Below are 13,195 nucleotides of genomic sequence, written 5' to 3'. Positions count from 1 at the left end.
CCGCCGATGCGCCTTCGGACCATAGTGCCTCTACCGCCCAGTCCTGGACCTGATCTGCCAGGTGCAACTCTGCGGCGGTGCCATCCGGATGTGGTGTCAGGCCCTGGCCTGAACCGTCCGGGGCCCAGAGCGTGACGCCGATCCCGTCATCCGAACGTATGTCTGGCTGTACCGCGCACTGTGCCCGGAGGTCCCGCAGGACTGTCTTCACAGCTTCGGCGAATTCCATGTCGTCCACGGGGGGGGCTCCTGATCAGATCGGGAGAACTGTCCCACACAGTCTCCACTGTCCCTGAAGCTTGCGGACGATCTCTTCGGGCCCCGATCCACCGATTCAGCAGCCGCTTAATCCCGGCGCTGCTGTCCGGCTGTCCGGCTCGGCAATTGACGCCCAACGACACGGCCGGGGCTGCACCACCTCCTTGGGCGTCAGCCCACCTCCATGCGCGTACCGGATGAGGAGCTCCTACCTGGGCTACGACGACAACGACAGGGGCCTGCGCCGACACGAACGGGGAATCGTCGAGCAGAAGAAGCGCGCATATGTGGTGACGACCGCCCACTGGCAACCCTGTGGCCCCGCCGCACGCCGAGGTGATGGTCATGGCAATTGACGTGCGGCAACCTTCCGCGCCCGGCCCGCGTCTTCCCGCGCGACCTCCACCACACGCCCAGGAGAACAGACCGTGGCCGACAAAGACGTTGAGCAGACCGACGAGCGGGGTTACGACCCGGGGCCCTGGTGGGCGAACCTCGGGACGTGGGGGGCCGTCGCACTGATCGTCTCCGGGGGTCTAGCGGCAGCCTGGGTCTTTCCCCGGCTGCCCGGCACCCCAGAGGAGCTGGCGTCCAGCTACTACCAGGCCGCCAGGGTCATCGCCATCGGCCTGGTGATCGCTGGAGGCACCTTGCTGAGCCGCCGTCGCGCCCGGACCACAGCCACCGAGGAGACGAACTAGCCAGAACGCGCCTGACGCCGCTGGCCGGTGAGCAACATCAGACGGCGGCAACTTCCTGAATCCCGCGTAACCTCGCGAGTTAGTGGCGAACTCGCAGAATCCGTCGGCAGTTCGGAGAACGTGGCACCTACGGGCAAAGGCCCCTGCCGACTGCCGGCATAGGGGCAGAAGACGATGTGCCGAGTGCCTGAGTGAGGGTGGAGATGACGAATCTGAACACCGTGGTGACGTGGGTTGACGCACGCGAGAGGTTGCCTCGGAGCGGTACACCGGTCGCAGCAGCGATCACAGGCCGGTATCCGGCTGACAGCGCCCCTGAGTCCGCGGCCGATACGGCGCTGGGTGAGGAATTCTGGCTGGTGAGGCCGATGGTCTTCACCACTCTGCACTGGAGTGAGAACGGGGCGGAGCACCGGGACTGCTTCGTCGACTCCGACGGGGTTGTTCGTTTGCCCTACGGCCTCACCAGTGAGGAGACCGTGACCCACTGGGCTGAACTGCCCACCCTGCCAGGCGGGATGACGCACCTGGTCCTTGGGGAAGGAGTGCAGTCAGCTCTCCGGAACGCGTGGGGCGCTCGTCCCCTCACCTGACCCACGGCGCGCTCGGACACGGTGCGCGAGTACCTCGCTCTCGCGATGGGCCCGGGCCGTGGCCATCAGACCGTCCAATGCGTCCCGGGTCCGCACGAGTTCGTCGATGTGCTCCGAGAGCCGGTTGCGCTCCTGCGCCATCCGCTCAAGGGCAGCATCGGAGTTGCCCTCGCTGGGCGTGTCGACGCAGGGCAGCAGATCGGAAATTGTCCGGCTGGACAGGCCCGCCGCGTACAGGCGCTGGATGAAGCGCACCCGCTCCACCTCGGCCTCCGTGTAATGCCGCTGCCCACTGACGCTACGGCTGCTGGTTAGCAGGCCCTGCTCCTCGTAGTAGCGCAGCGACCGGACGCTGACGCCGGTACGCGCCGCGAGCTCGCCGATCCGCACGACTGCCTCCCACTGTGGACCGCGCCACACCGCTTGCCTCTGACGTTGATGTCAGGTTTTAGCGTAGCGCCGTGCCCGGCATCCGGGCGTGCGATGTACGGACGGAGGAGCCCGACGTGACGACCTTGTTCAGCAGCTACCGACTCGGCGAACTGACCCTGCCCAACCGGATGGTGATGGCCCCGATGACCCGCGGCAGGGCCGCGGCCGGTGGCCTCGCCACACCGTCCATGGCCACGTACTACGCACAGCGCGCGACGGCCGGACTGATCGTGTCCGAGGGCGTGCAGCCCAGCCTCGTCGGGCAGTCCAACCCGGGCACGCCCGGACTGCACACCGAGGAGCAGGTCGCCTCATGGCGTGCCGTGACCGACGCCGTGCACATCAACGGCGGACGGATCTTCGCCCAGCTCATGCACGGCGGCCGGGTCTCACACCCCGACACGACCGGCCACCGGCCCGTCGCCCCCTCGGCGATCGCCGCGGTGGGCGACGTCTTCACCCCGACCGGCCCGCAGCCCGCACCCACGCCCCGCGCACTGGCCACCGCCGAGGTGCCCGAGCATGCCCACGCGTACGCCGAGGCGGCCCGCCGCGCGATCGACGCGGGTTTCGACGGGATCGAACTCCACGGCGCCAATGGCTACTTGATCTCCCAGTTCCTCTCCTCCAACGCCAACCGGCGCACCGACCGCTACGGCGGCACCATCGCGGGCCGGGTCCGGTTCGCCGTGGAGGCCGTGGCCGCGACGGTGGACGCGATCGGGGCGGCCAGGACGGGCATCCGCCTCTCTCCAGGGGGCGGCTTCTGGGGCGTTGAGGAGACCGATGCGCTCGCCCTCAACACCGCGTTGCTGACGGAACTGGCCCGGCTCCCACTCGCCTACATCCACCTGGAGGTGACCACGGACCAGGAAGTACTCATCGGCCTGCGCCGCGCCTGGCCCGGCACCCTGATCGTCAATCCGGTCCTCCCCATGGGCCCCAAGCAAACCAGCCGGGCGGAAGCCGACCACTGGCTGGGCCTGGGCGCCGACCTGATCAGCTTCGGCCGCGGCTTCCTGGCCAACCCCGACCTCGTCGAACGCCTCCGCACCGGCCTGCCGACAGCCCCCGTCGACGAGACCACGTACTACCAAGGCGGCGACACCGGCTACCTCACCTATCCGACCTACCAGCACACGGCCTGACGCCCGCGTGGCGGCTCACGCCTCCGCGAGGTGTGCAACAGGGTGAATGTTGGGCTATCTCCCGGTACCTGCGGCGATTCGTGATGCCATTGGGGCGTACCAGCGATCGCTGACTCGCCCCCGACGACGTACATCGGCACACGGACCGGCTGATGTATTCGGCACCCCCTGAAGCGGTGACCGCCCGGTCGAGGCCCACGACGGCACGGCCTGCGAGTGCTCCACCCGTCAGGCGGCGAAGCGGCGCCGGGACGACTCGATGTCACCGAGGTACTGGCGGGTCCAACTGCACAGGCCCTCGATGGTCACAGCGCAGGGCCCGGCCCGGTTCGGTGAGGGTGTACTCGACCCGCGGTGGCACGGTGGGGTGCACTTTCCGCTCGACCAGACCGTTGCGCTCCAGCATGCGCAGGTTCTGGGTGAGCATCTTGTGGCTGATGCCCTCGATCTCATTGCGCAACTCGCTGAAGCGCAGGGTGCCTTCACCCACGGCTTCGATGATCAGGAGCGCCCATTTGTTCGCGATGTCCGAGAAGATCTCCCGCCCCAAAGAGTCCGCGCGCCTCAGGTCCGCTTCCTCATGGCCATCACCTTGGTGAACCCCAAAGGACTGCCGGAGGTCGACGCCTACCACCAGGTGTCGATCGCGTCCGGATCGAGGCTGGTCTTCATCGCCGGGCAGGTGGCCTGGGATGCTCAAGGGGTCACGGTCGGCGCGGGTGACCTCGCCGCTCAGGTCGAGCGGTGCTACCTCAATATCGGCACCGCCATGGCCGAAGTAGGCGGCAGCTTCGCCGACGTGGCGAAACTGACTGCCTACGTCGTCGACTGGGCCCCCGACAAGATGCCCCAGCTCGTCGAGGGGGTCACCCGGGCGGCAGCCAAGCTGGAGATCGCTCCGGTACCGCCGGCGACGCTGCTGGCTGTTGCGGCCCTGGACGTACCCGATCATCTGGTCGAGGTCGAAGCCACCGCCATCCTCGACTGAAAAGGAGGTCTCGCCAGCCGCACCTGTCCCTGGACGGACGGCGCGTCGGCGCCGCCCTTGGGCCGACACGCCGACGTCCGGATCAGGTCTGCTGCCCGCCGATGTTGACCATCCAGGTGATACCGAACTTGTCCGTGCACATGCCGAACACATCGCCCCACATCTGCCTTTCCAGGGGGACGGACACGGTGCCGCCGTCGGACAGCTTGTCCCAGTAGCCACGCAGTTCGCCCGAGTCGTCGCCGCTCAGGCTCACCGCGAAGTTGGTCCCGGGCTTGTGTTCCATCCCGGGCGGACTGTCGGCGGCCATCAGGGTGAAGCCGCTGGGGGTCTCCAGCGTGCTGTGCATGATCCGGTCGGCGTATCCGGGTGGCAGCTCGGATTCGAAGCTGCCGTAGGTGTGGACGGCCAGGCTGCCGCCGAGTGCCTCCTTGTAGAACTCCATGGCTTGTTTCGCTTCACCAGCAAAGCTGATGTACGGATTGAGGCGAGAGGTCACAAGATGCTCCTTTCCTTATGAATAGTCAGCTGGGGCAGCCTACGTGCAGCACAGGCGAAATCAAGCGACCTGACGGGCGTGGCCGCTGGAGCAGGGAACGTGAAGCGTGTCCGATGGGGCGGGGCAGTCTTCTTGATGTCCGGCACTGAGGGCATCTTTCACCGGACCTGGGAGTACAGGCGGTCCGGTGCGGGTGGCCGATGGTCCGCTGGACAGGTCCTGGTGAGCCTCGGAGCAGGAGTTGGGTCCGTGTGACGACCTCAGCACGGTGGGTGAGTGGCTGTCAGGCCAGGCCCCGCCGCCGGGTCGCTTGTTCTCGTCGGCTGCGTTCCCCACCCTCGTCGCCTCCTGAGGTGGGGTCAGCAGGCCAGGCCCAGGGAGCGGCACGTCCACCACCACGACGAGAAGGCCGAGCCGGGACTCGTACTGAGGGCCGTCCGACCGGCATTAGCCGCCGTCCGTGCGTCGGTCGACGCGTCCTGGTTCGGCCGGCACTGGCTGCGCGGCCCGCACCTGCGGCTCAACTTCCGTACGTCCGATGAGCTGTGGGCCGCCGAGGCACGGCCGACGGTCGTCGCGACGATCGGCGAGTACCTGCGCACCCGTCCCTCCGGGGCCCGGCTGGTCGAGACCGCGCTGGCACCCGTGCACGAGCGGCTGGCGGAACTGGAGATGGAAACCGGGCCCCGGCACCCCTGGGTGGCGGACCACACCGTCGTGGAACGGCCCTACGACCACCGCCTGCCGGTCCTGGGGTCGATGCGGGCCAGCGAACTGCTGGCCGACTACCTCAGCGACACCAACGACCTGGCGTTCCGGATTTACGACCACCTCGGTCCGGGGGCGCCCTGGGGCCGCCGGCGCTGGACCTGATGTGGACCACCGTGCCGGTGGCGGCCATCCCGTTCGACGGCGGCGGCGCACCGATCGAGCGCGGTTTCCTGCCACTGCGGTCGCACGCCGATGCGTTCTTGTCCCGTACGCAGGATCCGGACACGTACCGGGCGGCGTTCGACGAGCGCTACCGGCGCCAGGCCGGCTCGCCGTCCGAGCGGCTGCGCGCGGTGGAGTCCGCGCTGGCCGGTGACGGGAGCGGTCTGCCGTTCGTCCTGGAGTGGGCCGAGGCGGTACGCCGCTGCCAGCGGGCCGCCCACCCGCTGCTGGTCTCCGCGAGGTGTCGCTGAAGGGCGCCGGCCGGGCGCCGCGGATGCCGACCCGGCAGGTCAGCTACCCGCTTGATCGTCGCGGTCGGACGGCCAGTGCCCGGCAACCGCAACGACTGCAAGGCGTGGGCCGAATCCGGGGGCCGAGCAAGCCGTAGGAAGAACCACGACAATCGCCGACGGCGGCTACCAGGGCACCGGACTCGTAATCCCGCACCGCCGCCCGGCCGGCGGCGAACTGTGCGAGTGGAAGCAGGACCACAACCGCTCCCACAAACAAGTCCGGGCTCGGGTCGAACGCGCCTTCGCCCGAATGAAGGCCTGGAAGGTCGTGCGCGACTGCCGACTCAAGGGCGAAGGCGCCCACCACGCCATCCTTGGCATCGCCCGCCTCCACAACCTGCTCCAAGCCGGATAGCCGGACCACCGCCCCAGCAATCGGTATGCCCTGGCACACCTACAAGATCGATTGCGGGACAATCCTTAGGGCCTGCCGATCATTAATACGTCGTCTTGATCTTGCTGTTGGGGTCGCTGTCGAGGGCGATGACCCGGGCTTGGAGGGTTGCGAGAGCGGCGGGTGGGGTGGTGGCCGGCGGGACGTTGATGCCGTGTGCTTCGAGTAGCTTCCTGATCTTCAGCAGGGTGCGGTGCATGGCGGTCCGGCTGCTGTTGAAGAGCACAGCGAGGGGTTCCGCGGCCAGGTTGACGCGCAGATGGAGCACGGTGGCCAGGACCTGGTCGGCGAAGGTGAGGCGGGGTGGGCGTCCGCGGCGAGCGTCTCCTTCCGCAGCCAGGGTTTCGATGAGGTGCTGCAGCTGGTGTGGGGCCAGGCCGGTTAGCGCGGGATCGGACAGCAGTGCCGGATCCCACTGCGGCGTCGGTGGTTGACCGCTCCGGGCTGCCGGGATGGCCGGGGTCGGCCGGGGATGCACGGCATAGTTCCAGTCGCCGTGGAAGTTGTGCCGGGTCAGCGGCAGGGCCGCCATCTCCGCGTCGCCGACCCCAATACCGGTGGGATAGGTATTGGTGTCCAGCTGGGCCTTCACGCGTAGTCCGGTGCGGGTGGTGGTCGCGGCGATCGATTCGAGGATGACTTCGTGGCTGGTCAGCGGGCGGCCGCGCCAGTTCATGGTGATGTGCGAGAAGAGCCGGTGCTCGATCTTGTTCCACTTCGATGTGCCCGGCGGCAGGTGACAGACCGTGATGATCAGGCCGGTCTCAGCGGCCAGGCGGGCGAGGTGCAGTTTCCAGGCCCGGGTCCGATAGCCGTTAGAGCCGCCCGCATCGGCGGTAATCAGCAACCGGGAAGCCTGCGGATAAGCGGCCCGACCCTGGTCATGCCGCCAGCGGCGGATCGACTCCACCGCGAACGCGGCGGTGTCATGGTCAGTGCCGACGTTCACCCAGCCGGTGTTGGCCGCCAGGTCGTAGATGCCATAAGGGATGGCCTTGCCCAGCTGCGGATCGGCGAAGTCATGCACTCGAACCAGCACCGGATCGCCCGTCGGCCGCCACGAACGGCCCGGATTGTGGAAGTCACCGACCAGCTCCTTCTTCTTCGTGTCCACGCTGATCACCGGCTGGCCGGCATCCCGGTGACCGCGTGCTTGCTCGTTGAGATACCGGAACTGGGCATCCCGGTCGGCATGCTGACTGCCCTCGAGCGTCTTGGCATTGGCCTGCAGCCGGAAGCCCTCCTGTCGCAGCAGGCCGGCGACGGTGTCGGCACCGACCCGGTGCCCCTGGCGGGTCAGCTCGGCCGCCAGCATGCGGGTCGACTTGGTCGTCCACCGCAACGGCGACATCGGATCCCCGCGCTCGTCCGGCTCGACCAGACTCAACAGAGCAGTCCGCAGTCCAGGATCGAGGTCCGCGACGCGTTTGCGCCCGCCGCCGGGTCGCCGCACCCGCCCCACCAGGGATTCGCCCGCCTCCAGGTCGGACATACCCTTGCGGATCGTTGTCTCGCTCACCCCAGCCGCCCGGCCCACGGCCCGGATGCCGCCATGGCCCAGGCTTCGGGCCTCTGCGGCCATCAGCAGCCGTCGCTGTCGCTCGTCCAGATGCGGGAACAACACCGCGAACTTCACAGCGAGTTGATCACGAGTCTCGTCCGGGATGCGCATACGACATCAACGAGCACCAACCTCGAAAGCAACACCTTGATGATCGGCAGGCCCTTAGCGCGAGGACCGGGTGAGGGCATTCCGAAGAAGGCCAACGGCGACCATATTCATCAACCTCCCCCCACCCCGTCATCACGCGTCTCTCGCGTCGGCGTGGCCGTAGAAACCCTGCCTCAGCCTGTGCAAGAGATTTCGATCCAGTCGCCGGTCGCGGGAAACCACCCCCAGGTCACGCCGCAAACGCAGCGGTCTCCAGCCTCGCCCCTGGGGTTTTCCGCCACCCCGAATCAGTGCCGGTACCTCTCATAGAGAGCGCGGGCCTCGATCGCACTCAGCGTGCAAGTCGCCATCTGCATGGCGTCCCTCTTCGCGACGCGGCTCAAGCACACCCCGTATCCCGATTTCAACGACACATCCAGGACATCAGATGATTCTCAAGGCAGACATTGACAGCGGGCGACTCTGAAAATCGAGCCCACACAGCAGCTCAGCATCCAAGCCATCCACCCCCTGATCCACACCACGCGAGGGGACAACATGACATGCCGTCAGTTTCAACTGACACCGCGTCAGCAAAGTCAGCATTGCGTCAAGACCCACCCTGCCAGAGGCGGCGACGGACTGCGACACATGCACATGCCTCATTCCGCTGCGCATCACCTCTGACCTGCATAGACGCCGGTCAACCCGCTACTCGTGCAACCTCGCCCCACACCCGGCCCCAATGGAAGCCGTAGTTCCACTGGCCTCTGCCGGGGCCGACGGGTTTGAGTGTGTCAGCTTCCGCATGGCCGAAGCGGGTGCGGATGGCTTCGCGGACGGGTTCCCACCACGCGGGCCGTTGGAGGTTGCAGGCGTCGCCCGGGCGGGACCGAAGAAGGAGATTGCGCAGAGGAAGATCAGGTAGCTGATGGGCGGTAGTGGGCGGGGCGTCCGACGTTGTTCCGGACGGGCAGTGCTTGCCGGGCCGCGGCGTACAGGTCGGAATTGTTCAGCAGGCAGGCGAACCGTTCGTCCCAGGCGATCGGCAGCGTTCGGGGTCGGGCGGGGGTGCGGTGTCGCGGGCTGATCCAAAGGCGTCGTCGGGCACGGAGCCGACAAGGTAGTCGGGGGTCTTCTTCCGCGTACGCGGGCGGTGGTGAGGTCGGGTAGCCGGAGACCATTACTCATCTCCGGCCCCTGAACCGGCCTCGCTCGCGCTTCCCGCCCCCGGCTCAATCAGGCGGGAAACCGGGAAACCAATGGGAAAACGATCATGCAAACCTCCGCGACGTACTGCACGAAGACGCAGCAAAATACCCGAACACGCATACTGCGCCGAAGGTCAGGTGATGGCCACCCGTCTGACCAGCCATGAGGTGATGGCCCGCAGCATCAAGACGCTCCGTCCGCCCATCACCCCCGAGGTCACCGATGAGGACATCAGGGCCGCGGCCCTGCAGTACGTCCGCAAGGTCTCGGGATTCCGCGCGCCCGCCGCGCACAACCGCGAGGTGTTCGATCACGCGGTGGAAGCCGTCGCGGCCGCGACCCGGGAACTCCTGGACGGCCTCCACGTCCGCGGCTCCACCACCCACCATCACTGACAACCAACCCTGACGGCCCTGAGCCCTGAGCCCTGGCAGCCCCACTTGCCGCGCTGGCTCCCACATCCCTGCCGAGCCGCAATCACCAGTCGAGCTCACCAATCGAGCAATGCCTGCACCGGTAGGTGATCGCTCGGAAACTGACCGTGTTCGGAGAAGGTGTTGATCGTGGCGCGCCGCGTACGCACCGTCGGCGAGGTGAGGATCCAGTCGATCCGATCACCGTCCGGCACCAGCGGCCGGTATCCGTGAAATGTGCCGTACTGCGCGCTGCGCTCGTCGGCCGTGTCCCAGCTGTCGACGAGCGATCCGCCGTCGAGCATCGCCTCGTACACGGGATTGTGGTGCGCCGCGACATTGAAATCGCCCGTCACGATCCGGGGCAGGGCGGAATCGAGCGCGTGCAGACGTTCGGTGATCAGTGCGGCGGACCGCTCGCGTGAATACTGATGGGCATGGTCGAGGTGGGTGTTGAGCGCATAGAACTCGCCATCCGTACGCAGGTCCCGAAAGCGGACCCAGGTCACCATCCGTACGACGGTGTTTCCCCAGCTGGTCGACCCGATCAGATACGGCGTGTCGGAGAGCCAGAAATGGTCGTACTCGACGGGTGCGAGGCGGCGTACATCATAGAAAACCGTCGCGAATTCATCCCGGCTGCCACCGCCCCGGCCCGTCCCCACCCAGTCGTAATGCGGGCCGAGATCCTCGGCGATATCACGTAGTTGCCCGTACAGCCCCTCCTGGGTCCCGAGCAGCTGCGGTGCCTCGCGGCGCAGCAGTGTGCGCATCACGGGCCGACGCTCGCCCCAGGAATTCGGCCGGGTGTCGGCGGCGTACCGCAGGTTGAAGGTCATCACCCGCAATCCGTGCCCGCGGTCGGCGGCGTGACCGATGCCGGCACCGTACGCCGCCACCGGGGCGGCAACCGCCGTGGCGGCCGCCGCCCGCAGCGCGAAACGCCTGCTCAACGACCCTTTGACAGAGCCGGCACGGATACCGGGAGATTCCTTGGACCCGGAAGCGAGAGAGGCCATGGCCGTGGCAACAGCGGTCACGGCCGGGACGGCGGGGGCAACGGTCACAGCGACTCCCTCACAGGCGGACGACGAAAATCCCACCACAGAGTGTCGAATGCCGCCGCAAGGTGGAAGTAGCCCCGAAATGAACCGACTTGAAATCCCCCTAGCTGCCCTCAACTTCCCTACCTGTTGGCTGCAGACCCCCGCCATTCCGCGTGCCGGACCCGGGAGATCTCCCGTACGTCGCCGATCGTGCCCCATTCATCCTTCCCGAGCCGCGACAGAGGTCGCAGCTTGGAGATCTCGGGGTGCCCGTCGACCAGCGCGTCCTCGGAAACGACCGCGTGCACGACCCGTCCGAAGACGACCGTGGAGTCCCCGATCCCGAGTGTGCTGTGCACCTCGCACTCCAGCGCCACGGGCGAGTCGGCGACCCGCGGCGGCTTCACCCGCAGGCTCGGCTCGGACACGATTCCCGCCGCGTCGAATTCGCTCACCCCATGCGGAAAATCGGTAGCAGTGTCATTGATCTGCTCAAAAAGCCCCTCGGGCGAAAGATTCACCACAAACTGCCCGGTGGCCTCGATATTCCGCAAGGTGTCCTTACGCCCCACAGAGCTGAACTGCACAACGGGCGGCGCCACGCTGGCGATGGTGAAGAAGGAGTGCGGTGCGAGGTTATGAACCCCGTCCGCCGAGACCGTGGACACCCAGGCGATCGGTCGCGGCACCACCGTCGAGGTCAGCAGCTTGTAGAAATCGTTGCGGGACATGACAGCAGGATCAAAGTCAATGCGCATGGCGATCAGTATCCAGGAGAGCGACCGCGGGTCGTATAGCGGTCCCCGGCACCACCAAACCCCTGGGTTCGCCGGAAAGTGCCCGGTATCGGGAGCCACCGAGCCGACACCGTGCCCACAGCAGCCCCCACCGTTTGGGAGGACTTCGAGGTCCCCGCCCATGCCCGCGGCGGTCAGGACACCGTCAACCTCTACGACCACCTGGCTGCATACGCCCCCAGGCGCCCCGCCGCCTACCTCCGCATCTCCTCCGACCGCTTCGCCTCGAAGCCGGCGTCGACAGGCAGCTCGAAGACGCCGAGGATTCCCGGGCCCGCCTGCGCTGGGGACCCTTCGCGAAGATCTACCGGGAGAACGACACCTCGGCCTTCAAGAAGCGCAAGGTCATCAAGCCGGACGGATCCATCGACTGGGTTGTCTTGCGCCCCGAGTTCCGTCAGTTCCTCGCCGACCTCGCGCACGGCGTCATCGACGGAGTCATCTTCTACGACCTCGACCGGCTCGTCCGCCAGCCCCGAGACCTGGAAGACCTCATCGACATCGTCGAATACGTCAAGCGCGGGTCCGCAAAGGCGACGACAAGGGGCAACTGGTCCCCGATGAGGCCGACGTCGTCGTCCGGATCTTCCAAGACTTCCTGTCGGGCGAATCGGCATACAGCATCGCCAAGACATTCAACGCCGAAGGAATCAAGCCCCAGCCGCCCGCACATGGTCGTCCACGATGACCGCCAAGATGCTGCGCAATCCACGCTACGCGGGCATGGTCTCCTACGCCGGCAGGCACCGAGTGCAAGCTGCCACCGCCGGGGATGGCTGGCCCCTGGTTCTCTTCGACGACGAGGGCCGCCCGTTGCTGGGGACGTGGGAGACCATCGTCACTCCCAAGATCTGGTCACAGGTCCAGTTCGAGTGGCAGCACCGGCGCCAAAGCAACGAAAATCAGGAAAGATAATCCGCAACTACATGTGCCCGCCATCCGATCGAGGCGGCTGCGGCGGTACAGCTATCGCGGCGCCTACCACTGACGCGGCGGTCGAGGAAGCCAGGAACGCCTTCCTCCGTAAGCAGCTTCAAGCATCGAAGGACGGCTTGGATCAATCCGCCGGCACCATCACAGCCCTGCAGGCTCGGTTGGATCAGGAACTGACCCGCAAGAGCGAACTCATCCACCGATGGTCCGAGGGTTCCTTGCACGAGGCCGAATTGACCGAGGAGGACTACTTCACCATGCTGGCGGCCCTCAATCGCAAAATTTCCAGCTTCAGGGAATCGATCGCCGGCCTGCAGGGCACCCCTCCCCCGATGTCCGCACCTGAGGAGCTCCTCGCCAATTGGACAGCAGGCTCGCTGCTTCAGAGACACGCGATCCTCAAGCGCTACCTCCACTCCATCACGGTCCAACCACCTCTCGCACCATCGGAGTTCATCGGTCTGAGCTGGTGAAGGATCGTCTCGCTCCACGATGGAAGACCGCTGCAGAAATAGCCGCGTAGACAAGAGGCGTCCCCCCGCCGACTGGCTGGCGACGCCTCTCCACTCATCGACCCATGTACTCCAAAAGATTCCGTACCCGCATGGCTTCAGCCTCCACCAGGACCGGACTCTCTTCGAGAAACCTCTCCACCCAATCACTCTCACACTCCCCCTCCCCTCGACTCTTCGACACAGCTCCCGCATCTGGGCCCATCACACGATGCAATGCCTGATCACACACCATATTGATTTCCATCCTGAAGATTTGAATGACCGCAACAAACGCTGGATCAGAGCTCTCCACGGCCCCGGGACGCCGTCTGTCGGTGCACTGAAGAGCACGGTAGGAAAGAATTTCGGCCGCACCAAATTGCGTATATGCCTTCCCCACCGGAAGTCCG

At 66.6% G+C, this 13,195-nt stretch carries 13 protein-coding genes and 4 pseudogenes; 11 read left to right on the top strand and 6 right to left on the bottom strand.

All coding sequences use genetic code 11. The features are described 5' to 3' along the window. The first annotated feature begins 686 nt into the window (after nt 1–686). Nucleotides 687–959, top strand: coding sequence for a hypothetical protein (locus tag FCH28_RS03325; RefSeq protein WP_136738106.1), 273 nt, complete (start codon nt 687–689; stop codon nt 957–959). 203 nt (nt 960–1,162) lie between these two features. Further along, nucleotides 1,163–1,552, top strand: coding sequence for an AQJ64_40280 family protein (locus FCH28_RS38890; protein WP_136738105.1), 390 nt, complete (start codon nt 1,163–1,165; stop codon nt 1,550–1,552). Here FCH28_RS38890 and FCH28_RS03315 read toward each other — a convergent pair. Then, complete coding sequence (locus FCH28_RS03315; protein WP_246102321.1) at nt 1,511–1,942, bottom strand: MerR family transcriptional regulator; 432 nt, start codon at nt 1,940–1,942, stop codon at nt 1,511–1,513. The genes FCH28_RS38890 and FCH28_RS03315 overlap by 42 nt on opposite strands. A 116-nt stretch (nt 1,943–2,058) precedes the next feature. On the opposite strand from FCH28_RS03315, the gene FCH28_RS03310 reads away from it, so the two are divergent. Continuing rightward, nucleotides 2,059–3,132: an alkene reductase gene (locus tag FCH28_RS03310; protein ID WP_136738104.1), complete on the top strand. Its 1,074-nt coding sequence runs from the start codon at nt 2,059–2,061 to the stop codon at nt 3,130–3,132. 228 nt (nt 3,133–3,360) lie between these two features. On the opposite strand, the pseudogene FCH28_RS03305 reads toward FCH28_RS03310, so the two are convergent. Further along, nucleotides 3,361–3,766, bottom strand: a pseudogene (locus FCH28_RS03305) (winged helix-turn-helix transcriptional regulator). Here FCH28_RS03305 and FCH28_RS03300 point away from each other — a divergent pair. Continuing rightward, nucleotides 3,713–4,120 (top strand): RidA family protein, encoded by a 408-nt coding sequence (locus FCH28_RS03300; RefSeq protein WP_136738103.1) that lies wholly within the window; start codon nt 3,713–3,715, stop codon nt 4,118–4,120. The pseudogene FCH28_RS03305 and the gene FCH28_RS03300 overlap by 54 nt on opposite strands. 82 nt (nt 4,121–4,202) lie before the next feature. Here the strand turns inward: FCH28_RS03300 and FCH28_RS03295 are convergent, their stop codons facing one another. Further along, nucleotides 4,203–4,619, bottom strand: coding sequence for a VOC family protein (locus FCH28_RS03295; protein WP_136738102.1), 417 nt, complete (start codon nt 4,617–4,619; stop codon nt 4,203–4,205). Nucleotides 4,620–4,895: 276 nt separating this feature from the next. Here FCH28_RS03295 and FCH28_RS03290 point away from each other — a divergent pair, with 276 nt between their 5' ends. The 3 genes and pseudogenes from FCH28_RS03290 to FCH28_RS03285 form a co-directional block, all read left to right on the top strand. Beyond that, nucleotides 4,896–5,492 (top strand): lantibiotic dehydratase C-terminal domain-containing protein, encoded by a 597-nt coding sequence (locus FCH28_RS03290; protein ID WP_281289673.1) that lies wholly within the window; start codon nt 4,896–4,898, stop codon nt 5,490–5,492. Next, nucleotides 5,492–5,803 (top strand): lantibiotic dehydratase C-terminal domain-containing protein, encoded by a 312-nt coding sequence (locus FCH28_RS39650; RefSeq protein ID WP_281289672.1) that lies wholly within the window; start codon nt 5,492–5,494, stop codon nt 5,801–5,803. The genes FCH28_RS03290 and FCH28_RS39650 overlap by 1 nt, the downstream gene beginning before the upstream one ends. A 45-nt stretch (nt 5,804–5,848) precedes the next feature. Further along, a pseudogene (locus tag FCH28_RS03285) lies at nt 5,849–6,200 on the top strand (transposase); the annotation flags it as partial. 82 nt (nt 6,201–6,282) lie between these two features. On the opposite strand, the gene FCH28_RS03280 reads toward FCH28_RS03285, so the two are convergent. Continuing rightward, complete coding sequence (locus FCH28_RS03280; RefSeq protein WP_136738101.1) at nt 6,283–7,911, bottom strand: ISAzo13 family transposase; 1,629 nt, start codon at nt 7,909–7,911, stop codon at nt 6,283–6,285. Between the two features lie 1,361 nt (nt 7,912–9,272). On the opposite strand from FCH28_RS03280, the gene FCH28_RS03275 reads away from it, so the two are divergent. Beyond that, nucleotides 9,273–9,497 (top strand): DUF2277 domain-containing protein, encoded by a 225-nt coding sequence (locus FCH28_RS03275; protein ID WP_136738355.1) that lies wholly within the window; start codon nt 9,273–9,275, stop codon nt 9,495–9,497. Nucleotides 9,498–9,592: 95 nt separating this feature from the next. Here FCH28_RS03275 and FCH28_RS03270 read toward each other — a convergent pair whose 3' ends face one another. Further along, a complete protein-coding gene (locus FCH28_RS03270; RefSeq protein WP_425471860.1) occupies nt 9,593–10,354 on the bottom strand; it encodes an endonuclease/exonuclease/phosphatase family protein in 762 nt (253 codons plus the stop codon). Between the two features lie 347 nt (nt 10,355–10,701). Continuing rightward, entirely contained in the window at nt 10,702–11,319 is a 618-nt protein-coding gene (locus tag FCH28_RS03265) for a flavin reductase family protein (RefSeq protein WP_136738100.1), read from the bottom strand. A gap of 134 nt (nt 11,320–11,453) precedes the next feature. Between FCH28_RS03265 and FCH28_RS38885 the strand changes: the two are divergent. From FCH28_RS38885 to FCH28_RS03245, 3 genes and pseudogenes are all read left to right on the top strand, one after another. Further along, nucleotides 11,454–11,852 (top strand): annotated as a pseudogene (locus FCH28_RS38885) (recombinase family protein); the annotation flags it as partial. 14 nt (nt 11,853–11,866) lie between these two features. Continuing rightward, nucleotides 11,867–12,273 (top strand): annotated as a pseudogene (locus FCH28_RS03250) (recombinase family protein). Next, complete coding sequence (locus FCH28_RS03245) at nt 12,231–12,764, top strand: hypothetical protein (protein ID WP_169314004.1); 534 nt, start codon at nt 12,231–12,233, stop codon at nt 12,762–12,764. The pseudogene FCH28_RS03250 and the gene FCH28_RS03245 overlap by 43 nt, the downstream one beginning before the upstream one ends. Nucleotides 12,765–13,195: the final 431 nt, after the last annotated feature.

Source organism: Streptomyces piniterrae, from assembly GCF_005048155.1.
Taxonomy (GTDB): Bacteria; Actinomycetota; Actinomycetes; order Streptomycetales; family Streptomycetaceae; genus Streptomyces; species Streptomyces piniterrae.
The sequence above is the reverse complement of the archived record's forward strand: the minus strand, read 5'-3'. Positions and strand labels throughout refer to the sequence as shown.

What these genes read in the sequence shown, in the direction of transcription:
- FCH28_RS03270 (WP_425471860.1), bottom strand. Translation starts at nt 10,354, where the DNA reads ATGACCTTCAACCTGCGGTACGCCGCCGACACCCGGCCGAATTCCTGG.
- FCH28_RS03280 (WP_136738101.1), bottom strand. Translation starts at nt 7,911, where the DNA reads ATGCGCATCCCGGACGAGACTCGTGATCAACTCGCTGTGAAGTTCGCG.
- FCH28_RS03265 (WP_136738100.1), bottom strand. Translation starts at nt 11,319, where the DNA reads ATGCGCATTGACTTTGATCCTGCTGTCATGTCCCGCAACGATTTCTAC.
- FCH28_RS03275 (WP_136738355.1), top strand. Translation starts at nt 9,273, where the DNA reads ATGGCCCGCAGCATCAAGACGCTCCGTCCGCCCATCACCCCCGAGGTC.
- FCH28_RS38890 (WP_136738105.1), top strand. Translation starts at nt 1,163, where the DNA reads ATGACGAATCTGAACACCGTGGTGACGTGGGTTGACGCACGCGAGAGG.
- FCH28_RS39650 (WP_281289672.1), top strand. Translation starts at nt 5,492, where the DNA reads ATGTGGACCACCGTGCCGGTGGCGGCCATCCCGTTCGACGGCGGCGGC.
- FCH28_RS03300 (WP_136738103.1), top strand. Translation starts at nt 3,713, where the DNA reads ATGGCCATCACCTTGGTGAACCCCAAAGGACTGCCGGAGGTCGACGCC.